The organism is Terrabacter tumescens (assembly GCF_014646815.1).
GTDB lineage: Bacteria > Actinomycetota > Actinomycetes > Actinomycetales > Dermatophilaceae > Terrabacter > Terrabacter tumescens.
The window spans coordinates 72,745-96,247 of record NZ_BMNZ01000004.1; the positions used below are offsets into that span (position 1 = coordinate 72,745).

At 72.7% G+C, this 23,503-nt stretch carries 20 protein-coding genes; 7 read left to right on the forward strand and 13 right to left on the reverse strand.

Features of this window, described 5'->3' with window-relative positions; all coding sequences use genetic code 11:
- Positions 1–44 precede the first annotated feature (44 nt).
- Together IEY30_RS10815 and IEY30_RS10820 are read right to left on the reverse strand one after the other, a co-directional pair.
- Entirely contained in the window at positions 45–959 is a 915-nt protein-coding gene (locus IEY30_RS10815) for a DUF2199 domain-containing protein (protein ID WP_030195407.1), read from the reverse strand.
- A 98-nt stretch (positions 960–1,057) separates the two neighbouring features.
- Positions 1,058–3,280: an NADP-dependent isocitrate dehydrogenase gene (locus tag IEY30_RS10820; protein ID WP_030195410.1), complete on the reverse strand. Its 2,223-nt coding sequence runs from the start codon at positions 3,278–3,280 to the stop codon at positions 1,058–1,060.
- A gap of 164 nt (positions 3,281–3,444) precedes the next feature.
- Between IEY30_RS10820 and IEY30_RS10825 the strand changes: the two genes are divergently transcribed.
- Together IEY30_RS10825 and IEY30_RS10830 are read left to right on the forward strand one after the other, a co-directional pair.
- A complete protein-coding gene (locus IEY30_RS10825; RefSeq protein WP_229674951.1) occupies positions 3,445–4,821 on the forward strand; it encodes a serine hydrolase domain-containing protein in 1,377 nt (458 codons plus the stop codon).
- Positions 4,821–5,420 (forward strand): GNAT family N-acetyltransferase, encoded by a 600-nt coding sequence (locus IEY30_RS10830; RefSeq protein ID WP_052358394.1) that lies wholly within the window; start codon positions 4,821–4,823, stop codon positions 5,418–5,420. The genes IEY30_RS10825 and IEY30_RS10830 overlap by 1 nt, the downstream gene beginning before the upstream one ends.
- A gap of 161 nt (positions 5,421–5,581) precedes the next feature.
- On the opposite strand, the gene IEY30_RS10835 is transcribed toward IEY30_RS10830, so the two are convergent.
- Complete coding sequence (locus tag IEY30_RS10835) at positions 5,582–7,099, reverse strand: MFS transporter (RefSeq protein ID WP_052358395.1); 1,518 nt, start codon at positions 7,097–7,099, stop codon at positions 5,582–5,584.
- 121 nt (positions 7,100–7,220) lie between these two features.
- Here IEY30_RS10835 and IEY30_RS10840 point away from each other — a divergent pair, with 121 nt between their 5' ends.
- Complete coding sequence (locus IEY30_RS10840) at positions 7,221–8,027, forward strand: TetR/AcrR family transcriptional regulator (protein WP_052358396.1); 807 nt, start codon at positions 7,221–7,223, stop codon at positions 8,025–8,027.
- A gap of 15 nt (positions 8,028–8,042) precedes the next feature.
- Here the strand turns inward: IEY30_RS10840 and IEY30_RS10845 are convergent, their stop codons facing one another.
- The gene (locus tag IEY30_RS10845) at positions 8,043–8,801 is read right to left on the reverse strand and encodes a TetR/AcrR family transcriptional regulator (protein WP_052358397.1); all 759 of its coding nucleotides are present in this window, start codon (positions 8,799–8,801) and stop codon (positions 8,043–8,045) included.
- 101 nt (positions 8,802–8,902) lie between these two features.
- Between IEY30_RS10845 and IEY30_RS10850 the strand changes: the two genes are divergently transcribed.
- Positions 8,903–10,489 (forward strand): MFS transporter, encoded by a 1,587-nt coding sequence (locus IEY30_RS10850; protein WP_052358398.1) that lies wholly within the window; start codon positions 8,903–8,905, stop codon positions 10,487–10,489.
- Positions 10,490–10,769: 280 nt separating this feature from the next.
- Here the strand turns inward: IEY30_RS10850 and IEY30_RS10855 are convergent, their stop codons facing one another.
- Positions 10,770–12,842, reverse strand: a complete 2,073-nt coding sequence (locus IEY30_RS10855) for an MMPL family transporter (protein ID WP_229674952.1) — start codon at positions 12,840–12,842, stop codon at positions 10,770–10,772.
- A gap of 156 nt (positions 12,843–12,998) precedes the next feature.
- On the opposite strand from IEY30_RS10855, the gene IEY30_RS10860 reads away from it, so the two are divergent.
- Positions 12,999–13,478, forward strand: a complete 480-nt coding sequence (locus IEY30_RS10860) for a MarR family winged helix-turn-helix transcriptional regulator (protein ID WP_229674953.1) — start codon at positions 12,999–13,001, stop codon at positions 13,476–13,478.
- Between the two features lie 89 nt (positions 13,479–13,567).
- On the opposite strand, the gene IEY30_RS10865 is transcribed toward IEY30_RS10860, so the two are convergent.
- From IEY30_RS10865 to IEY30_RS10900, 8 genes are all read right to left on the reverse strand, one after another.
- Entirely contained in the window at positions 13,568–14,497 is a 930-nt protein-coding gene (locus tag IEY30_RS10865; protein ID WP_188960129.1) for an anti-sigma factor, read from the reverse strand.
- Positions 14,481–15,053, reverse strand: a complete 573-nt coding sequence (locus IEY30_RS10870; protein ID WP_030195442.1) for an RNA polymerase sigma factor — start codon at positions 15,051–15,053, stop codon at positions 14,481–14,483. Before IEY30_RS10870 ends, IEY30_RS10865 begins: the two co-directional genes overlap by 17 nt.
- 24 nt (positions 15,054–15,077) lie before the next feature.
- Positions 15,078–15,764 carry a class F sortase gene (locus IEY30_RS22130; protein WP_030195445.1) on the reverse strand — a complete coding sequence of 229 codons (687 nt, stop codon included), beginning with the start codon at positions 15,762–15,764 and terminating at the stop codon, positions 15,078–15,080.
- A gap of 117 nt (positions 15,765–15,881) precedes the next feature.
- Positions 15,882–16,703: a DUF4397 domain-containing protein gene (locus IEY30_RS10880; RefSeq protein WP_030195448.1), complete on the reverse strand. Its 822-nt coding sequence runs from the start codon at positions 16,701–16,703 to the stop codon at positions 15,882–15,884.
- A 545-nt stretch (positions 16,704–17,248) separates the two neighbouring features.
- Positions 17,249–18,499 carry an NAD(P)/FAD-dependent oxidoreductase gene (locus tag IEY30_RS10885; protein WP_030195454.1) on the reverse strand — a complete coding sequence of 417 codons (1,251 nt, stop codon included), beginning with the start codon at positions 18,497–18,499 and terminating at the stop codon, positions 17,249–17,251.
- Between the two features lie 88 nt (positions 18,500–18,587).
- Entirely contained in the window at positions 18,588–19,463 is an 876-nt protein-coding gene (locus tag IEY30_RS10890; RefSeq protein ID WP_081920388.1) for a TspO-related membrane protein, read from the reverse strand.
- Between the two features lie 72 nt (positions 19,464–19,535).
- A complete protein-coding gene (gene ddaH, locus IEY30_RS10895) occupies positions 19,536–20,306 on the reverse strand; it encodes a dimethylargininase (protein ID WP_030195459.1) in 771 nt (256 codons plus the stop codon).
- A gap of 94 nt (positions 20,307–20,400) precedes the next feature.
- Positions 20,401–21,375: a LysR substrate-binding domain-containing protein gene (locus tag IEY30_RS10900; RefSeq protein WP_030195462.1), complete on the reverse strand. Its 975-nt coding sequence runs from the start codon at positions 21,373–21,375 to the stop codon at positions 20,401–20,403.
- Positions 21,376–21,476: 101 nt separating this feature from the next.
- On the opposite strand from IEY30_RS10900, the gene IEY30_RS10905 reads away from it, so the two are divergent.
- Both IEY30_RS10905 and IEY30_RS10910 read left to right on the forward strand, forming a co-directional pair.
- Positions 21,477–22,304: a MerR family transcriptional regulator gene (locus tag IEY30_RS10905; RefSeq protein ID WP_229674954.1), complete on the forward strand. Its 828-nt coding sequence runs from the start codon at positions 21,477–21,479 to the stop codon at positions 22,302–22,304.
- A 62-nt stretch (positions 22,305–22,366) separates the two neighbouring features.
- Complete coding sequence (locus IEY30_RS10910) at positions 22,367–23,401, forward strand: aspartate-semialdehyde dehydrogenase (RefSeq protein ID WP_030195467.1); 1,035 nt, start codon at positions 22,367–22,369, stop codon at positions 23,399–23,401.
- The last annotated feature ends 102 nt before the right edge of the window (positions 23,402–23,503 follow it).

The window sequence follows — 23,503 nt, forward strand, 5'->3', positions numbered from 1 at the left end:
CGGCCCGGCTGTATGCCGTGTGCCCGTCTGGTGCTCGGCGGTGCTCAGCCGAGCGGGGGCGCCATCCCGGCCGCCTCGAACGCGGCGGCAGCGTCCTGGGGGACCGTGAGGGCCTGTGCCAGAGCCGGGTCCGTCGAGGTCCGCACGAGCGGGATGCCCTCGGCCGGCATGGGCGCGCCCGCCGTGACCGGGGCGCCGAGTGCGCCGACGAGGGGCAGCGCGTTGGCGAGCCGACCTTCGAAGGCGAGCGTGAAGTAGAGGTCGCTCGACCACAGCCGCCCGATCCGCCGGGCCGTCTCGGGTGAGACCTCGAGCCACACGCCGAAGGTGAGCGCGTAGCCGCCCGTCAACGGCAGGCGCAGCAGCGAGCGGACGAAGCAGCCGTGGTCGGCCGACTCGAGGAAGTCGGCGCGCTCCGGGTCGTGGTTGCTCAGGCCGACACCGGCGGTGTGCTCGGCGTCGGGCAGGGCTGCGATCACGTCCGGAAGGCGGAAGCGGACGTGCCGGTCGAACTCGTCCAGGTCGCCACCGCAGCACGAGCAGGCGGTGCCGTGCTCTCCGGCGAGGTGCTCCAGCACGAGGTCGTTGACCTCCCAGAACTGCTCGAGCCGAGGGTGCCCGAGAGCCTCCGGCCTCTCCAGCCGTCGCCCGAGGTCGACGGCCGGTGCCTCTGTCGCGCCGGCCGTCACGAGCGTGCAGGCGGGATCCTCCTGCCCGTGGACGTGGCCGTAGCGGGCCGCGAACGTCTCGTCGGGCCGGAAGTCGGCTCCCGGCATACGGCCGAAGGTCACCTCGACGATGACCTCGGGCGCCTCGTGGTCGTACTCGAACGCGCGGAACCGGGCCTGCAGACCGTCGCCCAGCCCGTCGACCGACCCGGCGTGGGCGACACGGCGGCCGCCGCAGTCGGGGCACTGCTGCTCGTCGTCGCGGAGGGCGAAGTCCAGGCCGAGGGTCATGGTCGAAGTGTCACACGACGGCGCACGCGAAAGTGCCCACCCGACCGGGACGGTCGGGTGGGCACCTCGTGCGTGCGGTGGGTCCGCTGCGTGTCAGGTCAGGCGAGCGCGTCGATGATCTCGTTGAAGGTCTTCGACGGACGCATCACCGACGCGACCTTGTCGGCGTCGGGGCGGTAGTAGCCGCCGATGTCGACCGGGTGGCCCTGGGCGTCGACGAGCTCCTGGGAGATCGTGGCGATGTTGTCCGAGAGCGCCTGCGCCACCGGCGCGAACGTCTCGGCCAGGGCGGCGTCGTCGGTCTGCTTGGCCAGCTCCTGCGCCCAGTAGAGCGCGAGCCAGACGTGGCTGCCGCGGTTGTCGATCTGGCCGACCTTGCGGGCCGGGCCCTTGTTCTCGTCGAGCAGCGTGCCGGTCGCCCGGTCCAGCGTCTGGCCGAGCACGCGCGCCCGCGCGTTGTCGGTGACGTCGGCCAGGTGCTCGAAGCTGACTGCGAGAGCGAGGAACTCGCCGAGGCTGTCCCAGCGGAGGTAGTTCTCCTTGACGAGCTGCTGCACGTGCTTGGGAGCCGAGCCGCCGGCGCCCGTCTCGAAGAGGCCTCCACCGTTGATGAGCGGGACGACCGACAGCATCTTGGCCGACGTGCCGAGCTCGAGGATCGGGAAGAGGTCGGTGAGGTAGTCGCGCAGCACGTTGCCGGTGACCGAGATCGTGTCCTCGCCCTTGCGGATGCGCCCGAGGGAGTAGGCGATCGCGTCGGTCGGCTTCATGATCTCGATCGTGAGCCCGTCGGTGTCGTGCTCCGTGAGGTACTCGTCGACCTTGGTGATGAGGTTGGCGTCGTGGGCGCGGTCGGCGTCGAGCCAGAAGACGGCCGGCGTGCCCGTGGCGCGGGCGCGCGTGACGGCGAGCTTGACCCAGTCTCGGATCGGGACGTCCTTGGTCTGGCAGGCGCGCCAGATGTCACCGGCGGACACGGCGTGCTCGAGGAGCGTCGTGCCGGAGCCGTCGACGACGCGCACGGTGCCGTCGGCGGGGATCTCGAACGTCTTGTCGTGGCTGCCGTACTCCTCCGCCGCCTGGGCCATGAGGCCGACGTTGGCGACCGAGCCCATCGTGGCGGGGTCGTAGGCGCCGTTGGCGCGGCAGTCGTCGATGACGACCTGGTAGATCCCGGCGTAGGAGCTGTCGGGCAGCACCGCGAGGGTGTCCTGCTCGGCGCCGTCGCGGTTCCACATGTGGCCCGACGTGCGGATCATCGCCGGCATCGACGCGTCGACGATGACGTCGCTCGGGACGTGCAGGTTGGTGATGCCCTTGTCGGAGTCGACCATCGCGATGGCCGGCCCGTCCTCGAAGCCCTTGGCGACCGCGGCCTCGACCTCGGCGCGCTCGTCGGCGGGCAGGCCCTCGACGGCCTTGAGCACGGCGCCGAGCCCGTCGTTGGGGGACGCGCCCACGGAGGCGAGCGACCCGGCATACGTCTCGAAGACGTCGGGGAAGAAGGCGCGCACGACGTGGCCGAAGATGATCGGGTCGGAGACCTTCATCATCGTGGCCTTGAGGTGGACCGAGAAGAGGACACCCTCGTCCTTGGCGCGCTTCACCTGCTCGGAGAGGAAGTCGCGCAGCGCGGCGACGTTCATCGACGTCGCGTCGACGACCTCGCCGGCGAGGACGGGGATGGACTCCTTGAGCACCGTGGTGGAGCCGTCGGCGCCGACGAGCTCGACGCGCAGCGTGTCGTCGGCCTCGATGACGACGGACTTCTCGTTGTGGCAGAAGTCGTCCGCGCCCATCGTCGCGACGTTGGTCCTGGACTCGGCGGTCCAGGCACCCATGGAGTGCGGGTGCTTGCGTGCGTAGCTCTTGACCGACGCAGGCGCGCGGCGGTCCGAGTTGCCTTCGCGCAGAACGGGGTTGACGGCAGATCCCTTGATCTTGTCGTAGGCCGCCCGCGCCGCCTTCTCCTCGTCGGTGCTCGGGTTGTCGGGGTAGTCGGGCAGCGCGTAGCCGGCGGCCTGGAGCTCCGCGATCGCGGCCTTGAGCTGCGGGATCGACGCCGAGACGTTGGGCAGCTTGATGATGTTGGCCTTGGGCGTCTTGGCGAGGGCGCCGAGCTCGGCCAGGGCGTCGCCGATGCGCTGCTCCGGCTTCAGGGCGTCCGGGAAGGCCGCGATGATGCGACCCGAGAGCGAGATGTCACGCGTCTCGACGTCGACGCCGGCCTGCTTGGCGAAGGCCGAGACGATGGGCAGCAGCGACGCCGTGGCCAGGGCGGGTGCCTCGTCCGTGTGCGTGTAGATGATGGTCGAGTCCAACGCGGGTGCTCCGTTCGGGTTGCTGGTCGTGCCGAGATCCGAGAACGAGGGATCCTGAATAAATCTTGATGTCAAGATATCCGATGCGGGGCGGCCATGGGGTCGCCGTCCCATCCTGCCGGGGTGGTCTGCGCCACGCCAGACACCCTCCTAGGGTGGAGCGGGTGAGCACCGACGCCCCCACCCGTACCCCGACGGTCGACCCGGCCACCGCCCGCCACCTGCACCACCTGCTCGCCGCCGAGCAGCGTCGCGGACGCCTCCCGTCGATCACCGCGGGCATCGTGCGGGACGGCGCGCTCGTCTGGTCCGACGCGATCGGCACGACCGACGGGCGGGCGGGAGGCGTGGCCGCCGACACCGACACGCAGTACCGCATGGGCTCGATCACGAAGACCTTCGTCGCCGTGGCGGTCATGCGCCTGCGCGACGCCGGCCGGCTCGACCTGCTCGACCGCTTCGAGGACCACGTCCCGGGCGCCCAGTTCGGCGCTGCCACGATCGCCCAGCTGCTCTCGCACGGTGCCGGGCTGCAGGCCGAGACCAACGGCCCCTGGTGGGAGCGCACCCCCGGCGGCACGTGGGACGAGCTCACGGGATCGCTGGTGGGACAACGGTTCCGGGCCGGCCGCCGCTTCCACTACACCAACGTCGGCTTCGCCGCGCTGGGCGAGCTCGTCGCCCGTGCCCACGGCACCGACTGGTTCGACGTGGTCCGTCGCGACCTGCTCGAGCCGCTCGGCATGACGCGGACGACGACCCGTCCGAGCGGCAAGGCGGCGCAGGGCCTCGCGGTCCACCCGTTCGCCGACGTCCTGCTGCCCGAGCCGGAGCACGACGCCGGGGCCATGGCGCCCGCCGGCCAGCTGTGGACCACGGCCCAGGACCTCGCCCGCTGGGCCGCCTTCGCCGGCGGCGACACGGCAGAGGTGCTCTCGCCCGACACGCTGGCCGAGATGTACGAGCCGCACACGGTGAACGACGAGCCCGGTCAGGCGTGGACGACCGCGCACGGTCTCGGCTGGCAGGTGTGGAACCTCGAGGGCACGAGGTATGCCGGGCACGGCGGCTCGATGCCGGGCTTCCTCGCGGGACTGCGCGTGCAGACCGAGTCGGGCGACGGGGTCGTGACCCTCACCAACACCACGAGCGGTCTCGGCCCGGTCGCCCCCGCGTTGCTCGCGGCATACCTCGAGCGCGAGCCGCGCACCCCCGAGCCGTGGCACGCGGCCGGCGACCCGTCGGCGCTCGAGCTCGTGGGCACGTGGCACTGGGGCCCGTCGGTGTCGACGGCGAAGGTCGTCGGCGAGCACCTCGTGCTCGGCGAGCCCGGCCAGGCGCGCGGGTCACGCTTCGAGCGCGTGGGGCCCGACGAGTGGGTCGGCCTCGACGGCTACCACACGGGTGAGCCACTGCGCGTCGTGCGCTCCGCCGACGGCGCCCCCTCGCACCTCGACCTCGCGTCGTTCCGCTTCACGCGGACGCCCTACGACCCCGCGGCCGACGTGCCCGGTGGCGTCGACGAGGGCGGCTGGCGCTAGTGGGGAAGGCGCCGGACCTGTCCCGCCTGGCGTGGCCGCGGCACACGGCGCGGCTCGCGCTGCGCCCGCTCACCCTCGACGACGTCGACGCCGTCCTCGCCTTCCGCTCCCTCCCCGAGGTCGTCGTGCACCTGAGCCACGACGTGCTGGACCGCGACCAGGTGCGAGACCGGATCGCCAGGCGCGTCGAACGGGGGCGGCCGGGAGCGACCGAGCCGTTGCTCGGGCTCGCCGTCGAGGAGCTGCGGACCGGCCGGGTCATCGGTGACGTCATGCTCCGCCTCGAGCCGAGCCACAGCATCGGCTCGGCGCCGAGCGACGCGTGGGAGGGGACGATCGGCTACGCCCTGCACCCGGACGCGCACGGCCGTGGTCTCGCCGCCGAGGCCGCGGCCGAGCTGCTCGTCATCGGCTTCCGTGACCTCGGTCTGCGCCGGATCACCGCCGACGCCTACGCCGACAACATCGCCTCCAACCGCGTCCTGCGCCGCATCGGCATGCGGCACGAGTCGACGGTGATCGCGAAGTCCCTGAGCAAGGACGGCTCGTGGCTCGACGACAACACCTGGGCGCTGCTCCGCGAGGAGTGGCCGGGCTGACGTCCGCGCGGCACCCGCCACCCGACGTTCCCCTCCCGCCGTCGTATGCCGTCCGCCCCGTCCCTCTGCACGCCGAACGCCGCGTTCGGTGCCGAACGCGCAGGTAGAGCACTGAGCTCGACACCGAACGCGGCGTTCGGTCAGGAGGAGGGGGGCCGGGGTCAGTGGTCGCCGTAGTGCTCGGCCTTCTTCGGGAGCAGGAAGGTCAGCCCCCAGCCGACGGCGACGAGGGCGACCGCCACCCACAGGGCGGAGCGCGTGGCCGCCTCGAAGGCGGCGAGGTCGGGCGCGGTGGGCCCGTCGACGCGGCTGAAGAACACCGTGCCGAGGACGGCGATGCCCAGGGCGCCGCCGACCTGCTGGACCGCGGTCAGGGTGCCCGAGGCCGACCCGGACTCCTCTGGCGAGACGCCGGCCAGCACGATGTCGAAGAACGGCGCCATCGTCAGCCCCATCCCGATGCCCATGAGCAGCAGCGACGGAGCCATGGCCCAGATGCCGATCGACGCGCCGGCGACCGAGATGGTGGTGCCTAGGGCCACCAGGCCGGCTGCCAGGGCCACGCCGCCGAGGTGCATCAGCCTGCGGCCGAGGCGGGCGTTGAGCGCCTGTGCGATGCCGAAGCCCACCATCATCCCGAGCGCCTGCGGCAGGCTCGCGAGCCCGGCGTGGAGCGCGTCGAAGCCCAGCCCGAGCTGCACGAAGAGGGTGAAGACGAGCGAGCTGCCCATGAGCGACCCGAAGAACGCGAGACCGGTGAGCAGGCCCGAGGTGAAGGCCCGCCGGCCGAAGAGCGAGGGCACGACGAGGGTGGTCCTGCCACCTCGGTCCCGGCGCCGCTCGACCACCGCGAACGCGACGAAGGAGGCGACGGCCACGGCGAGCAGGGCGAAGCACCACACGGGCCAGCCGAGGTCGCGACCCTGGATCAACGGGACGACGAGCGCCGTCATGCCGAGCGTGGCGAGCAGCGCCCCGGGCACGTCGATGCGCAGGTCGCGGTGCGGGGTCGACGCGGGGAGGTAGCGCAGCCCGGCCACAAGCCCGGCGATGCCGATCGGCACGTTGATGGCGAAGATCATCCGCCAGCCGAGCCCGAGGAAGTCGGCGCTGACGAGCCAGCCGGCGAGGACCGGGCCGCCGACCGACGAGAGCCCCATGACGGGCCCGAAGGCGCCGAACGCCTTGGCCATCTCGGCGGGCGGGAACATCTCCTTGATCATGCCGAGGCCCTGGGGGATCATCGCGGCCCCGAAGAAGCCCTGGACGATGCGGGTGACGAGCAGCATCTCGGGCGAGGCCGCCGCCGCGCACAGCAGGGAGGCGAGGGTGAACCCGGCCATGCCGATGAGGAACATCCGCCGGCGTCCGAAGACGTCGCCGAGACGACCCCCGAGCAGCAGGCCGGAGGCCATCGCCACGGTGTAGGCCGCCGTGAACCACTGGATGAACGTCGCTCCGCCGCCGAGGTCGCGGACCACGGACGGGCCGGCGATGACGGTGACGAGTGCGTCGAGCAGGTCCATCACCTCGGCGGCGAGGATGACGAAGAGGGCGACCCAGCGCCACCGGTGCGCCGTCGGGGCGCCGCTCGGGGCGTCGCTCGAGGTGGGGGCCGAGGCATTGGTCGAGGTGTCTGACGTGGGTGGGCTGGTGGTGGACGGTGGCGTCGTGGTCATGGGGTCTCCTCTCGCGGCGGCTGGCGAACGGTGTTCGTTCACATGACGAACACCGTTCTACTAGCGAACAGTGTTCGCGTCAAGTACGATGTTCGTCAACAGGTGTCGACGAGGAGGCGCGATGACGGACCCCCGAGCGGTGACCCGGGCCGGTGGCCCTCGAGCTGCCCAGGCCAAGGGCACGGCCCAAGCCCCCGCCGAGCCCCTGCCGGTGCCCCCGTGGCGTCCCCGCCCGCGCGAGATCCGTGCCCGCACCCCGATCTCGCTCGAGCGGATCGTCGACGTCGCGCTCGCGATCGTCGACGCCGAGGGCACCGAGGGCGTGACGATGCGCCGCGTCGCCAACGAGCTCGGCACGGGCCCGGCCTCGCTCTACGCCTACGTCGACTCGCGCGAGGAGCTGCTCCAGCGGGTGCACGAGCGCGTCATCGAGGAGGTGCCCTTCCCCGACTTCGACGCGCTCGGCTGGCAGGAAGGGGTGCGCCAGTTCGCGCTCAGCTGCCACGACGTCTACCGCCGGCACGCCGACATCGCGCTCCTCAGCTTCGCCGACATTCCCACGACCGCGAAGTCGCTCCAGGGGGCCGAGGACCTGCTCGCCTCGATGCTGCGCGGCAACGTGCCCGTCCACGTCGCCGCGTGGGCGCTCGACCGGATCTCGCTCTACATCGCCGCCGACGCCTACGAGGGCTGGCTCATGCAGGTGCGCTTCGGCGGGGCGACGCCGGAGGAGTCGGAGGAGCTCGGCCGTGCCTACTTCGACCAGGTGGGGGACTTCTTCGCCTCACTGCCCCGCGAGCGCTTCCCGATGATGACCTCGCACCTGCAGGAGATGATGGAGGGTGACGGCGAGGAGCGGTTCCGCTTCGGCATCGACATGTTCATCGCCGGCATCGCGAGCCAGGTCCCGAACCAGGTCCCGAACTAGGCCGCCCCGCCCGCGTCAGTGCCGGCCCGAGCCCTTCACGCGCTCCGAGTTCGACCGCGCGATGAGGGCCTCGATGCCGTCGAGGAGCAGGCCCAGGCCGTGGTCGAACTCCTCGTCGAAGAAGGCGTCGTCGTCATCGCCCAGCGCCTCCGGCCCGGCAGTCGCGAGCCGCGGGAAGGCGGCCGCATCGACGAGCTCACCGACGAGCTCCAGGTAGGCGCCCTGCGGGCTGTCGGGGTCCACCGGGCCGGTGAGGCCCATCTGGACCGTCTGGCGCACGTGGTTCTGCCCCCACCCGTCGACGGCCAGCAGGGTCGAGAGCCGCTGCTGGCTCGTCAGGGGAGTGTCCTCGAGCGCCTCGAGGCCTGACTCCATCCAGCCGATCGTGTTGGGGGTCAAGGGCGGTGAGGCGAGGCGCACCTCGGTGGTCCACGGGTGGGCCATGCGTCGGGCGCTGATCTCGCGCGCCCAGCGCGTGATGCGCTCGCGCCAGCCCTGCCCGGGTGCGTAGCTCAGGTCGGCCGGTCCGTAGGCGACGTCGACCATGACGGCCGAGAGCTCGTCCTTGCTGTCGACGTAGCGGTAGAGCGACATCGTCGTGAAGCCGACCGCGTTGGCCACGCTCTTCATCGAGATGGCGTCGAGGCCCTCGGCGTCGGCGATGGCGACGGCGGCCGCCCCGATCTCGGCGATGCTCCGGCCGGGCTTGGGGCCGCGGCGCCCCTCGGGCTCACGACCCCAGAGCAGCTGGAGGTAGCGGGGGAGGTGCGCCATGGGCTCATCCTAGCCAACTGCTTGCGCTATACGCAGATGAGGCGTACTTTCCGTGTGCCCGATAAACACTATGCGTCATACGCAGAAAGTCGAGGAGCGTCGTGTCCCTCAAGCCGTCACCACCGCAGGCAGGTCGCCGTGAGTGGACCGCCCTCGCGGTCCTGTGCCTGCCCCTGCTCATCGTCTCGATGGACGTCTCCGTCCTCTTCTTCGCCGTGCCGCACATCGCCGAAGCGCTGTCGCCGACCGCGACCCAGCTGCTCTGGGTGTTCGACGTCTACGGCTTCGTCCTCGCCGGCCTGCTCCTGACGATGGGCGGCCTCGCCGACCGCATCGGCCGGCGCCGGCTGCTCCTGCTCGGGGCCGTGGCCTTCGGCGCAGCCTCGGTGCTCGCGGCCTATGCGCCGAGCGCCGGCTGGCTCATCGCCGCCCGGGCCCTCCTGGGGATCGGCGGCGCGACGCTCATGCCCAGCACCCTGGCGATCATCCGCACCCTCTTCGCCGACGACGCCGAGCGCGCCAAGGCCGTGGGCGTGTGGTCCGCGGTCATGGCCGGCGGCGTCGGCATCGGTCCGGTCATCTCCGGGGTGCTGCTCGAGCGCTTCTGGTGGGGCTCGGTCTTCCTGGTCAACGTGCCGGTCATGGTCGCGCTGCTCGTCGTCGCGCCGTTCCTGCTGCCCGAGTCGCGCTCGGTCGCGAGCCGTGTCGACCTCGCGAGCTCGGTGCTGTCCCTGCTGGCCATCCTCCCGGTCGTCCACGTGCTCAAGCAGCTCGCGGCCGACGGCTGGTCACCTGCCCAGCTGCCGTATGCCGTCACCGGGCTCTGTGCGGCCGTGGCCTTCGTGCGCCGCCAGTCCCGCATCGACAGTCCGATGGTCGACCCGCGGCTCTTCGCCCGTCGCGGGTTCGGTGGCTCGATCGCGGTCCAGGTCATCGGGATGTTCGGCGTCATGGGCAACGCCGTCCTCATGACGCAGTACCTCCAGTCGGTCCTCGGCTACAGCCCGCTGTCCGCTGCGCTGTGGAGCCTGGTGCCGTCGGTCGCGGTGGGGATGGCGGCGCCGGCGGCCGCGGCCGTCTCGCTCCGCGTCGGCCGACCCGTCGTGATGGCAACCGGATTCGTCGTCGCGGCAGTCGGATTCGTCGCCATGAGGGCGGCCGGGGTGGACTCCTCGATCTGGGTCGCGCTCGTGTGCGCCGCCCTCGTGGCCATGGGTCTCGTGTCGGTCGCCACCCTCGTGACGGAGTATGCGATCGGCGTGGCGCCGCCCGAGCGCGCCGGGTCGGTCTCCGCGCTCGTCGAGACCGCGGGGGAGCTGGGCGGGGCGCTCGGCATGGCCGTCCTCGGCAGCATCCTCGGTGCCGTGTATGCCGCCCGCCTCGAGGTCCTGCTCCCCGTTGGTCTGCCGCCGGCAGCCCGCGACGCGGCGCTGCAGACACTTGGCGAGGCGGGGGTGGTCGCGCGTCAGGTGGGCGGCGGGGAGGGGAGCGCCGTGCTGGCGGCGGCGCGGACGGCATACGTCGACGGCATGCACGTCACCGACCTCGCGGCCGCGGCACTGCTGCTCGTCGGGGCCGTGGTCGCCCTGGCGACCCTGCCCCGGCACCGGGACGGTGTCGCGCCGGTGGCGGCCGACGGCACCCCGGTGCCCGGCGAGAGTGCGGAGCGGCTGACGTCGATGCCGTGACCCGTCCGACTCGGGAGATCGCAAGCCGGTCGCCAGCCGATCGCAGGCCGAATGCGAGGGGGCAAGGGTGTGGGCCACGCGCCGGAAGGGAGTCCGACGCGTGGCCCACGGCCTGCCCGGCCGACGAGGGAGGGCGTCGGCCCGGCGCGAGGAGGGTCGTGCAGCGTGCCGGGGAGCCGGCCGTTCGGGTGGGGTCTGAGCCGGCTCCCCGCTGTTCATGGTTTGTCACATGTTGGTCAGCACCAATGTCACACCCGCGACCTGCCGTGTCAAGGGTTCGTCACGGCTTGCTGGCTGACGACGTCGCGACCAGCTCGGGGGCCTCGTCCGACGCCCCGTCAGGCGCGGGGTGGGGGCGCCGGGGCCACCAGAAGCGGTCCCCGAGGACGACCGCGATGGCTGGCACGAGCAGGGTGCGCACCACGAGCGTGTCGAGCAGCACGCCGACGCAGATGATGACGCCGATCTGGGCCAGCACGACGAGGGGGAGCACGCCGAGCACCGCGAAGACGGCGGCGAGCAGCACGCCCGCGCTGGTGATGACGCCACCGGTCGCCGCCAGGCCCCGCAGCATGCCCTGCCGCGCGCCGTGCAGGCGCGACTCCTCGCGGGCCCTCGTCACGAGGAAGATGTTGTAGTCCACGCCGAGGGCGACGAGGAAGACGAAGGCGAAGAGCGGGGCGCTGTCGTCGAGCGCCGAGAAGCCGAAGACCTTCGTGAAGATCCACCAGGACGCGCCGACGCTCGCGAGGTAGGTCGCCACGACGGTCGAGACGAGCACGAGGGGCGCGACGACCGAGCGCAGCAGCAGGCCCAGGGCGAGCAGCACGAGGACGAGGACGATCGGGAAGATGACCAGCCGGTCGCGCGAGGACGCCTCGGCCTGGTCGAGGGCGACCGCCTCGGTGCCGGCGACGTGGCTCTCGGGCAGGGCAGCGAGCGCGGTGCGCAGGTCGCGCACCGTCTGCGCCGCCTCGTCGGATCCGGGCGCCGCCTCGATGACGGCGTCCACCTCGGCGACGCCGGCCCCCCGCTTGACGGTGCGGGCCCCGGCGATGCCCGGGACGTCCTTCGCGGCGGACGCGACCGCGTCGGGGTCGGCCGTCGTGACGATGACCGCCGGGTCGGCGCTGCCGGCCGGGAACGACTGGGCCAGGCGCTCGCTCGCGGCGATGGCCTCGGGCTTCTTGAGGAACTGGTCGGAGGACTTCAGGCCGGTGTCGATGGCCGCGATGCCGGCCGCCATGACGGCCAGGACGACGAGGGTCACGCTGATGATCCGCTTCGGGTGGGCGGCCACGCGGTCGCCGACCCGGCGCCACAGCGAGTGGCCGTCGGCCAGGGCCGCCTGGCCCTCACGCGGGACCTTGGGCCAGAAGATCCAGCGGTCGAAGATGACGAGGGCGGCAGGCAGCACGAGCAGCACGAAGACCGCGGCGACGACGACGCCGACGGCGCACGCGAGGCCCAGGCCGCGGGTCGCGGGGAAGAGGGAGAGCAGCAGCGTCAGCAGGCCGATGACCACGGTCACCGCGCTGGAGAGGACGGCCTCGGCCGTGCGGCGCAGCGCGAGCGACATGGCCTCGCGGCGGTCGTGGTGGCTGCGCAGCTCGTCCCGGTAGCGCGAGATGAGCAGGAGGGCGTAGTCGGTGCCGGCACCGAAGACGAGGACCGAGAGGATGCCGATGGTCGACTCGTCCCACGTGACCGAGAAGGCTGCGAGGGTGTGCGTCGCGAGGACGGCTGCGAGTCGGTCCGCGACACCGACGACGACGAGCGGGAAGATCCAGAGGATCGGGCTGCGGTAGGTCAGCACCAGGAGCAGGGCGACGACGGAGGCGGTGGCGATGAGCAGTCGGGTGTTGGCCCCCGCGAAGACGGCCGCGAGGTCGGCCTGCACGGCTGCCGGTCCGGTCACCTGCGCGGTGACCCCCGCGGGCAGGTCGGTCTTGACCGTCGTCCGGATGTCGGCGACGAGGTCGGCCGTGGCCGTCGCGTCGGTGGCGTCGACGGGCACGACCGCGAGGACGGCGGTGCCGTCCTCGCTGCGCTGCACCGGCGCGCGTCCGGCGCCGGGCAGCTGTGCCACGCGGTCCTCGATCGCCGTGACGTCGGCCGGGCTCAGCGTGCCGGACGCCTTGCTGAAGACCACGACGGCCGTCGAGCCCTCGGACTCGGGCAGCCGGTCGCGCAGCTGCGTCGCCGCGGCGCTGTCCGAGCCGATCGGGAGGGCGTCGGCCGAGCTCGCCGTCCGCTGGGCCTCCCCGACGGCGCTGACGACGCCCATCGCCCCTGCCAGGGCCAGGACGACGATCGCCACCGCCCACCACTTGCGCGTGATCCTGTCGGTCACCGAGCGCACACCGCACCTCCAGATAGGATGAGTAACGAGGTTACTCAGAAGATTACTAAGTTGGTGAGTGATATTAGCAGCAAGGACAGCGCAGGGACACCAGCGGCCCCGAGGCGTACCCGAAGGACCGGTGGGGCGACGGCCCAGGCCGCTCCCGTGGGCGACCCCACGGGGCGACCCGAGGTCGGGCTCGTCCCCGGCGTGCCCGCCTGGCGCACGACCGGCACGCTCTCGGCCCTGCAGGAGCTCGTCGAGGTGTCCGAGACCGTGCCCGCCGTCGTCGCGCGCCAAGCCGGGCTCAGCACGTCCGAGCTGCACTCGCTGCGCCACCTCATGCGCGGACCCATCGGCCCGGTCGACCTCGCCAAGGTGCTCGGAGTCACCTCGGCCGCCTCCTCCGGCGTCGTCGACCGGCTCGTCGGGCACGGGCACGCCGAGCGGCGCTCGCACCCCGAGGACGGCCGGCGAACCGAGGTCGTCATCACCGCCAGCGGCCGCGCCGAGGTGCTGGCGCGGATGACCCCGATGTTCGAGAGCCTCGCCGCCCTCGACGCGACCCTGAGCGACGACGACCGCGAGGTCGTCGAGCGCTACCTTCGCGGCGCCACCGCGGCCATGAAGAGCCTCATGTCCTGACCTGACGGAGGACACAGACCGGCGCGGTGTCTCGGCGGCACAGGCGCTCAGCCCCGTGGACGGTCAGGCCGGGTGGTCAGGCAGGGTGGTCAGGCAGGGAGCCGACCGCGCAGCAGGCTGTCGCCGGAGTGGGCCGGCTTGTCGTCGAACTGCTCCTTGGAGATGTCGACGATGACGTAGCCCTGCTCGATGAGGGCCTGGGTGACCGGGAACGTGCCCGACTCGCCGGGCTGCAGGACGCCGATCGAGACCATGCGCTTGCCGTCGGCGTTGATGAGCCACACCTCGAGGTAGCCGTCGCCGGCGTCGAGCGGCCGCGCCGTCGCGACGTTGAGGTCGAGGCCGTCGGCGGCTCGGACCAGCGTGGCCTCGCCCCCGCGCTGACGGGTGTCGAGCGTGGACAACGCCACCTGGGCGACCTGTCCGTCCGTGTCCGGGCTCCAGATGGCTCGCCCGACGAGCAGCCCGACGACGAGGCTCGCGGCCACGAGTCCCGCGGCCCAACCGGCCGCGCGCCGACGCGTGCGTCGGTCGAGGCGCGTGACCGTCGCAGGCGCCGGAGCAGTCACGGGCGACACGACGGACGGGGCGTCCGCCACCCGGGGGGTGTGCGCATCGGTGCCGCCACCAGCGTCGGCATCAGCTTCGGCGTCGGCACGTGTCTTCGCATCGGCCGCTGCGCCGATCTCGGTCCGGGTGTCGGTCCGGGTGTCGGTCCGGGTGTCGGTCCGGGTGTCGGTCCGGGTGTCGGTCCGGGTGTCGGTCCTGGTGTCGCTCTCCGCGTCCGTCTCCGCGTCGAGCTCCGCGTCGAGCTCCGCGGTGACGCGGGCCCAGACGTCGTCCGCGGGAGCCTGCCACGCGGCATACGTCCTCGTGCCGGAGACGAGCTGGGCGGTGCGCCGCAGCTGCTCCACCGCGGCGGAGCACGTGTCGCAGCCGGCAACGTGCGCGGCCCGCTCGGGGTCGTCTGCCTCGCCGACCGCGAGGTCGACGAGCTCGTCGTCACTCGGATGAGACACGTTCCACCTCCTTCAGTCGGTCTCTCAGCTCGATCAGTCCCCGGCGGACGTGGCTCTTGACGGTACCGAGCGGCATGTCAAGCGCCCTGGCGATCTCGTCCTGCGTGCGGTCCTCGATGAAAGCCATTCGGAGCACCGTCGCTCGCGGATCGCCCATGCGCTCGAGCTCGTGGACGAGCAGGAGCCGCTCGGCCCAGTCGGAGTCGTCCGGCGCGGGCGCCTCCGTGACGGCCTCCGTCGCGAGGGCCTGCAGGTTGCGGTGGGTGCGGTAGCGCTGGGTCCGCACGTCGGCGATCCGGTGCTTGGCGATGCCCACGAGCCACGCCGCTGGAGAGCCGCGGTCGGGACGCAACGTCTCCCGGCCCCGCCAGGCGGCGACGAACACCTGCTGGACGACGTCCTCGGCGTCCTCACGCGTGCCGAGCGAGCGCAGCGCGATCGTGTGCACGAGGGGTGACCAGCGGCGGTACATCTCGGCGAGGGCCTCACGGTCCCCACCGGACAGGCGGGCGGCGAGCTCTGCGGACTCGACGTCAGGGTCGTCGTGCACGTGCACGAGCCCAACCTAACCATGTGCGGCTCACGCCGTCGGCTTTGCGGTGACGACGACGTTCTCGTCGTAGCGCCGCGCGGTCCGGTCGAAGTCCCCACCGCAGGTCACGACGTGGAGCACGGCCGGGCCGTCGCGGGCGAAGAGCGAGTCGAGGTCGAGGGTGGTCTTGCGGATGCTCGTCACCGTCGTCACCCGGTAGCGCTGGGTCTCCTCGCCCGAGCGCACGGTGATGACGTCACCGGTGCGGAGCTCCTCGACGGCCGCGATGGGTCCGACGCCGTAGCCCGGCATGTCGAGGTGGGCCGCGAGGACCGTGGCGCCCGAGGCGTCGCCGGGGCGGGCACCGTAGCGGTACCACCCCACGCGCGCCGGGGTCGCCGGGAGCGCCATCTCTCCGTCGCGGGCGACACCGACCGGCACGACCGGCATGTCGATGCCGACGCGCGGCACGGTCAGCCGGTCCGGGACCGCGGTCCCGGCGGCGGGAGCCACCGTCGCGGGCCGGGCGGCGAGAGAGGTCGCGAAGGACGTGGGCCTATCGGGGTCGGTCGGGGCGGTCGGGCTGGTCGGGCTGGTCGGGGGAGGGGATGGGGTGGCCGGCCGGCCGGACGAGTCCAGCACCGCGGTGGACGACGGCGGCGCGGCGTCGGAGGACCGGGTCAGCCACGCCGTGCCCACCCCGGCCAGGAGGGCGGCCGCCAACGCGGCGGCCACCCCCCTGGACCGTCTGGAGCCACGGCCGTCGGCGCGGTCACGTCGGGAGTCGACGTCATGGTCCATGTCGGTCCGGTCCTGGTGCGTGGATGTCCGGCTCGGCCAGCTCGGGCCGGCTCAGCGGGCGTCGGCGGTGCGACGACGGGCGAGCAGGACGAGCCCGCCTGCGGCAGCAGCGGCCCCGCCGATGGCGGCGTAGCGCGCCACGTCGGCCGCCTGCTTCTCGTCGGCGACCTGTCCGCCGGCCCCGGCGGGCACACCGCCCGGCGCGGAGTGCATGCCCGAGATGGTCTGGACTGCGAGCGCGAGGTTCTTGTCGGCGGCGCTGCCCCACGCGTACACGATCGTGTTGGTGCCCTCCTTGAGGTTCACGTCGGCTGGACCGATCGCGACGGTCGAGGTCCCGGCGAGGACGACGTCGGCCTTGATGGTGCCCGCGTCGACGACGGCCTTGGCCTCGTTGGGGTTGGTCAGGCCCTTGAGGGCGACGGCTCCGTTGGCGCGGACGTCGACGGCCGGGGCGGCCGCCGTGTGGCGGACCGTGAGGCGCGCCTTGCCGGCCGGCACCTTGGACGTGTCGTTGACGAACGGCGTCAGCACCGGCTTGCCCGCCTCGGACAGGTGCGCGACGACCGTGACGTTGGCGCCGCCGGGCACGGCGACGCCCTTGGCCTCGATGATCGCCTTGCCACCGGCGCCGGCACCGGCTGCCGTCACCTTGAGGTCGTAGCTGCCCTCGGGGAGCATCAGCGGGTCGGTCAGCGTGCCCGGCTTGAAGTTCGTCAGGAGGGACTTGCCGTTGGCGTAGACGTCGACCGTGGCGCCCGGGACGGCGTGCAGGATCGAGACCGTGGCGTCGGCGGCGTGCGCGGGGCCGGCCACGAGGGCGGCCGGAGCGAGGGCGAGCGCGGTGGCGGCGGCGATGCGAAGGGACTTCATGACGGTTCCTTTCGAGGGGTTGCTCCCGGGAGCGTCGGCTGCGCTCCGGCGGGGTGTGAGCTGTGCGGGTGTCCCGTCGGGGTCAGGGCTCGACGGGGCGCGGGGCGAGGGCGAGGCCGTCGACGAGGTTGCGCGTCTTCACGGTCCGTCCTCTCTTTCGGAGCAACGGCTGCGTATGCCGTCTGCCCCCTCTTCCGAGGACACCCCCTCCGTGGATGCACCGGACGCGAACTTTTTTCTGCGGCTCCGTCAGGGGGCTCGACCGCGGCTTCTCCGCCGGGGCGGAGTTTCGGGGCGCGGGAGGGTCAGCCGGCCGCGCCTTCTCCGCCGGGGCGGAGGTTGTGAGGCGCGGGAGGGTCAGCCGGCACGCGGCTTCTCCGCCGGGGCGGAGTTTCGGGGCGCGGGAGGGTCAGCCGGCACGCGGCTTCTCCGCCGGGGCGGAGTTTCGGGGCGCGGGAGGGTCCGCCGACCGCGACTTCTCGGCTGGGGCGGAGGTTTCGGGCCACGCCACGATGGAACGACCGCGACTTCACCGCCGGGGCGGGTCAGAGGTGGACGTTGACCGCCTCGGCCGCGCGCTGGCCGGAGACGAGGGCGCCCTGGATCGAGGCGGTGTCGCGGTGGTCGCCGCACACGAAGATGCCGTCGCCGAGCGTGACGGGGGAGCGCACCGTGAGCGGCGGCGTCATCGCGGGCAGGGCGGCGTCGACGCGGTGCCGGGTGACGGTGCGCCAGCCGGAGGTGTCGCAGCCGTAGATCTCGCCGACGTGGCGCAGCACGTCGGCCTCGGGGGCGTCGCCGTCGGGACGGTCGAGCAGGCAGGTCGCCTCGACGAGGTGCTTCGTCGGCGGCGCGTAGCTCGGGGCGGCAGCGGTCATCACGGCGGTGTTCCAGACCGGACCGGGTGGCGCGGCGTCGTGGCGCCGCCGGCCGTCGACGGCGACGAGCGGCAGCGAGTGGGGCGGCTCCGGGGCCTCGAACCACCACGTCACGAGGCCCTTGGTCACCGGCTCGGGCAGCGTTGTGAGGGTGGACGCGCCGACGGGGTCGGTCGCCACGACGGCGCTGCGGGCGCTGAGGCGCTGGCCGTCGACGCGCACCTCGACGCCGCCGTGCACCGGGGTGATGGACTCGACGTGGCTCTGCAGCCGCACCCGGTCACCGAGCGGCGCGGCCACCTGCTTCGGCAGGGCCTGCATGCCGTTCGCCGGGACGGCCGGACGGCCCAGCGCGAACATCCGCACGAGGAGCTTGGTGAAGTTGGCCGAGGACCCGCCGTGACTGTCGACGAGGACGCCGGCGAGGAACGGGTCGAGCACCTCTTGGCGCAGCCGCCCCGTGACGCCGGCCTCGTCGAGCGAGTCCGCCAAGGTCGAGTCCGGTTGTGCGATGACGGTCTTCGGGTCGGCGATGACGCGTGCGGTCCACCGGGTGACGCCGGCCAGCTCGCGGGGGTGGAGGTAGCCGCTGCGCATCGTCTGCGCGAGCAGCCGGGGCTCGCGCACCGGGTCGGCCAGGACCTGAAGCCCGTTGCTGCGGCGCACCAGCACGCCCGAACCGAAGGGCTTGAGGTCGAGCGTCGACACGTCGACCCACCGCCGGACGGCGGGGTAGGCGGGGTTGAGCACCTGGAAGCCGCGGTCGCAGCGGAAGCCGTCGACGACGTCGGTGCGGATGCGACCGCCGACCGCGTCGCCGGCCTCGAGGACGATGACCTCGTGGCCGAGCTCGGTCAGGCGCCGAGCGCACCTCAGTCCAGCCAGCCCTGCCCCGACGATGACGACGTCAGCGTCCACGAAAGGATCACCCCACTGCTCGAGTCCGGCCCCCGTCGCAGCGTAGACCTCGACGGGGTGCGGCGGTGGGGGTGTGGCCGGGGGATCCTCAGACGGCGCGGAGGCGGGGCGACGACTCACCGGACGGGGTCCGGCGGTCGCGCAGCCGCTGCGCCGCGAGCAGGACGACGACCGCGGCGACGACCGCGGCGATGCCGGTCGCGACGGAACGGGGCTCGTCGCCGAGCCGCCCCACGGCGATCCAGGCCAGGCCCCAGGCCATCGCGGCCGCGACGGACCACCGGCCGCCGAGGCGTCGGGCGAAGAGCACGCCGAGACCGGCGGCCACGGCGAGGACGACCACGGCCACCAGCTGGTTGGCGGTGGCGCCGAGGTCGACGCGCGAATCGACCAGTGCCGCAGTGATGTTCGCGCAGGTCGCCACCGCAACCCAGCCGAGGTAGAGGCCGAACGTGACGTCGAGCAGGATGCGCTCCAGCGTCGACGCCGCGGTCTCGCGGGTCAGGCGCTGCACGAGTGTGCCGAGGGTCAGGGCGAGCGCGACGATGACGACGACGCTGACCCAGATCCAGCCCTGCTGCGTCACGAGCAGCCAGGCGGCGTTGAGCACCATCGAGGGGGCCGCGAGCCAGCCGGTGCTGCGGACGCGCTCGCGAACGGCGTTGGCGGGCAGGGCCTGCCACACGGCATACCCCAGCAGTCCGAGGTAGATCGGGGTCCAGATCGAGAAGGCCGGGCCCGCGGGCGCGATGAGCGTCGCGGTCGCGGCGAGGGCGCCGCCCGACGACTCCTCGACGCGGGTGCCGATGACGCCGACGCCGAAGAGCGTGCCGACGACGCAGAAGATCTCGGCGGCGATGACGGCGATCCGGCGCACCTGGTCGGTGGTCGTCAGGGTGGTAGACCGTGCGCTCGTCGAAGCGCTCGTCGGGTCGGAGGGCGGGCGGCTGGCGGATGTGGACATGTCGTGACCTCGGTCGCTCGGGAGATTGCTCATCCAGTTAGCGACCCTAACAGAGCCGTGGTGGTGACGCCCTCAGCCGCGGAGGCGCACCGACAGGCAGGTGACGCATCCCTCGAGCTTCTCGAACTCGGAGATGTCGACGGTCGTCACGTCGTGCCCGCGGGCCGCGAGGAGCTGGGCTGTCCGCGGCGCCGAGGCCGACATGAGGACCGACATGCCGCCCAGCAGGACGACGTGGGCGCCGGACTCCTCTGGGACAGCGAGGAACTCGTCCCACACGGTCGGGTCGTCGACGAGCGGGGGATAGCCGATGACCGTGCCGTCGGGCAGGGCGGTCACCGCCGACTTCAGGTGCAGCACCTTCGACACGGGGACCGGGACCACCTCGAGCCGGTGCCCCTCCCACGCCCGCCGCAGCTGGTCGACACCCGCGAGGTTGGTGCGGCCCCCGACGCCGACCCACACGACGTGGCCGTGCTTGAGCACGTCCCCGCCGTCGAGCGTCCCCGGCTCCTGCACCTCGACCGTGCGGTAGCCCTGCGCCTCCACGGCCTCGCGCACCCCGGCACGCTCACCGCGGCGCTCGGGCGCGCCGGAACGGCACAGCACCGCGACGTCGCCGTGCACGACCACCTGGTCCTCGATGAAGACGCCGTCGGAGCAGTCGTCCACCGGAGGCGCCTCGATCACCGACCAGCCCCGCCGCCGCAGCACGTCGACGTACTCCTGCCACTGACGCAGCGCCAGCTCGCCGTCGACCGAGCCTGACCGCTCGATGTGCGTCACGATCCCGTCCGCGAGTCGGGGGGAGGGTCGGCGGACGAGAGCGAGGCGACGGTGCACGCGCTCACTCTAGGGTGCTGTCGGTCCGGGTCGTTCCGCCCTCCGGATCCGCTTGTGCCGCAACGCAGGAGCGTCGCCGCGAACGACGAGGGCCTCAGTGGGCGAGGGTCGGCTTCTCCTCGGACCGGGCCGTCGGCCACCAGCCCTGCGTCTGGGCCGTGTGCGTCAGCTGCTCCCGGTAGGCCGAGCCGGCCGCACGGACGCAGCGCTCGACGTCCTCGTCGTCGAGGGCACCGAGGCGCCACCGCAGGATCCGACGCGCCGTGATCGGCTGGTCGCACAGCGGGCGGAGCACGCCGCCCGGTGGTGCCGACGCGGTGGGCACGGCGAAGGACATGGCGCGTCCCGCCACGACCGCCGGCCACAGCGGCCCCAGGTCGTGCGGACCGTAGGACGAGTGGAGCGTGACCCCGAGACGCGCCAGCACGGCGGCCGTGGCCTCCGAGCCCGGGTCGACCTCGGTCGGCGGCAGGATCCAGTCCTCCCTCGCCAGGTCGCGGATGTCGAGGCACCGCTGGGCGGCCAGCGGGTGCGTGGCGGAGAGCGCGACGAGGAGCGGCTCGCGCTCGACGATGACCCGCTCGCCGATCGTCGGCCGGACCTGCTCCTCGCGCCGGTCGGCGTCGAGGGCGATGACGACCGCGACATCGACCCGTCCGTCGGCGATCGCGTCGGTCGCGGTGCCTCCGGCCAGCGGCGGCACCGGCAGGAGCGGTCGCCGGATGTCGGTCGCGTAGGTGTGGCTGACGAAGGAGGTGAAGTAGCGCAGCGAGTCGGAGGTGATGCGCAGCGGGCTGTCGCCCGACCGCTGCGAGCGCACGTCCTCGCGCAGGAGCGCCAGCTCCTCCAGGACCGTGCGGGCCCGCGCCACGACCCGCTCACCGACGGCCGTGCAGGTGACCTCGTCCCCGCGGTGCCGGAACAGGATGCACCCGAGCGCCCGCTCGATGCGGCCCACCTCCGAGCCCAGCGTGGCGGTCGGCACTCCGAGCGCGGCAGCCGCCACCGGGATCCTGCCGTGCTCGGCCACCGCCGCGACGACGCGCAGGTGTCGTAGCTCCAGCTCCACGGCACCGAGCGTAGGGCGGACCCGGCCACACGGCATACGCAAGCGCACTCGTCTTCAATGGGACTTGACCCTCACGCGACGTGAGGCGCCACGCTCGTTGCATGACCGGAAGGACGCAGGAGATGACCACCTGGACGGTGGGGCAGGTCGCCGAGCTCTTCGGCGTGACGGTGCGCACGCTGCACCACTACGACGAGATCGGCCTGCTCGTCCCGAGCGAGCGCTCGCGGGCGGGCTACCGGCTCTACACCGACGGGGACCTCACGCGCCTGCAGCAGGTCGTGGTCTACCGGCGGCTCGAGCTGCCGCTCGACCAGATCGCGGCCCTGCTGGACGGCGGCGAGGACGCGGCCGGCCACCTGCGCCGTCAACGCGCGACGGTCATGACCCGGCTGGACGAGCTGCACGATCTCGTCTCGGCCATCGACCGAGCACTGGAGAGAGAGATGAACGACCAGCCCGCCACGACCGAGGACCTCAAGGAGCTCTTCGGCGACGGCTTCAGCGACGAGTACGAGCAGGAGGCGGAGCAGCGCTGGGGCGAGAGCGACGCGTGGAAGCAGTCGCGGTCGCGCACCAGCCGCTACACCAAGGCCGACTGGGAGCAGGTCAAGGCCGAGATGGAGACGGTCCACGCCGCCTTCGTCGCGGCCCTGCGCTCCGGGGAGCCGGCGACCGGTGAGGCGGCCATGGATGCCGCCGAGCAGCACCGCCGCCACATCCACGACCGCTTCTACGACCTGACACATGACTTCCACCGCGGACTCGCCGACATGTACGTCGCCGACCCGCGCTTCACGAAGACGTACGAGGACATCGCACCCGGGCTCGCGGCCTACGTCCGCGACGCGATCCACGCCAACGCCGACCGAGCCGCCGACCGGGCCGCCGACCAGGCCGCCGACCAGGGCGCGGACCGGGCGACGTAGCTCACCTGACCGAAAGATGAACGCGGCGGAGGAGGGCACCTCCTCCGCCGTAACCTTGTGACATGCGAGTCGGAGTCTTCGGTGCAACGGGTCAGGTCGGCGGGGTCATGCGCGCGCTTCTCGAGGAGCGCGACTTCCCGGTGACGCAGGTGCGCTTCTTCGCGTCCGCGCGCTCGGCCGGCACGACGTTGCCGTTCAAGGGTGAGGACGTCGTCGTCGAGGACTCGGCCACGGCCGACTTCTCCGGCATCGACATCGCGCTCTTCTCCAACGGCGGCGCGGCCTCCAAGGAGCTCGCCCCCAAGGTCGCCGCTGCCGGAGCGACCGTCATCGACAACTCGAGCGCCTGGCGCAAGGACCCCGAGGTCCCGCTCGTCGTCTCCGAGGTCAACGCGGCCGACCTCGACGACATCCCCAAGGGCATCGTCGCCAACCCCAACTGCACGACGATGGCCGCGATGCCCGCGCTCAAGCCGCTCCACGACAAGGCCGGTCTCGTGCGCCTGCACGTCAGCAGCTACCAGGCCGTCAGCGGCTCGGGTGGCAAGGGCGTCCACGAGCTCGACCGCCAGCTCAAGGGAGCGTATGCCGCGGGCGACGTCACCGGGCTCGCGCTCGACGGGCGTGCCGTGGCCGTCCCCGACGCGCAGGTGTATGCCGTCCCCGTCGGCTTCAACGTCGTGCCCCTCGCGGGGTCGATCGTCGACGACGGCTCGCTCGAGACCGACGAGGAGCAGAAGCTGCGCAACGAGTCGCGCAAGATCCTGCACGCCCCCGACCTCCGGGTCTCGGGCACGTGCGTGCGCGTCCCCGTCTTCACCGGGCACAGCCTCGCCATCCACGCCGAGTTCGCCGAGGACATCACGCCGGACGAGGCGCTCGACCTGCTGAAGAACGCGCCCGGCGTCATCGTCACCGACGTGCCCAACCCGCTCGAGGCCGCCGGCCGCGACGAGGTCTTCGTCGGCCGGGTCCGCGCCGACCAGGCGGCGCCGGAGGGCAAGGGACTCGTGCTCTTCGTCGTCGGCGACAACCTGCGCAAGGGCGCGGCCCTCAACGCGGTCCAGATCGCCGAGGAGCTCGTCGCCCGCCGCTGACCCCCCTCTTCTCGAACCGAACGCCGCGTTCGGTCTCGAACTCGCTGTCTAGCACTGAGTTCGAGACCGAACGCGGCGTTCGCGCAGGTAGGGCGGTGGGCT

Coding starts and splice junctions, on each gene's coding strand:
- IEY30_RS10815 (WP_030195407.1), bottom strand. CDS start 959: ATGACCCTCGGCCTGGACTTCGCCCTCCGCGACGACGAGCAGCAGTGC.
- IEY30_RS10880 (WP_030195448.1), bottom strand. CDS start 16,703: ATGAAGTCCCTTCGCATCGCCGCCGCCACCGCGCTCGCCCTCGCTCCG.
- IEY30_RS10835 (WP_052358395.1), bottom strand. CDS start 7,099: ATGACCACGACGCCACCGTCCACCACCAGCCCACCCACGTCAGACACC.
- IEY30_RS10840 (WP_052358396.1), top strand. CDS start 7,221: ATGACGGACCCCCGAGCGGTGACCCGGGCCGGTGGCCCTCGAGCTGCC.
- IEY30_RS10845 (WP_052358397.1), bottom strand. CDS start 8,801: ATGGCGCACCTCCCCCGCTACCTCCAGCTGCTCTGGGGTCGTGAGCCC.
- IEY30_RS10890 (WP_081920388.1), bottom strand. CDS start 19,463: ATGTCCACATCCGCCAGCCGCCCGCCCTCCGACCCGACGAGCGCTTCG.
- IEY30_RS10905 (WP_229674954.1), top strand. CDS start 21,477: ATGACCGGAAGGACGCAGGAGATGACCACCTGGACGGTGGGGCAGGTC.
- IEY30_RS10910 (WP_030195467.1), top strand. CDS start 22,367: ATGCGAGTCGGAGTCTTCGGTGCAACGGGTCAGGTCGGCGGGGTCATG.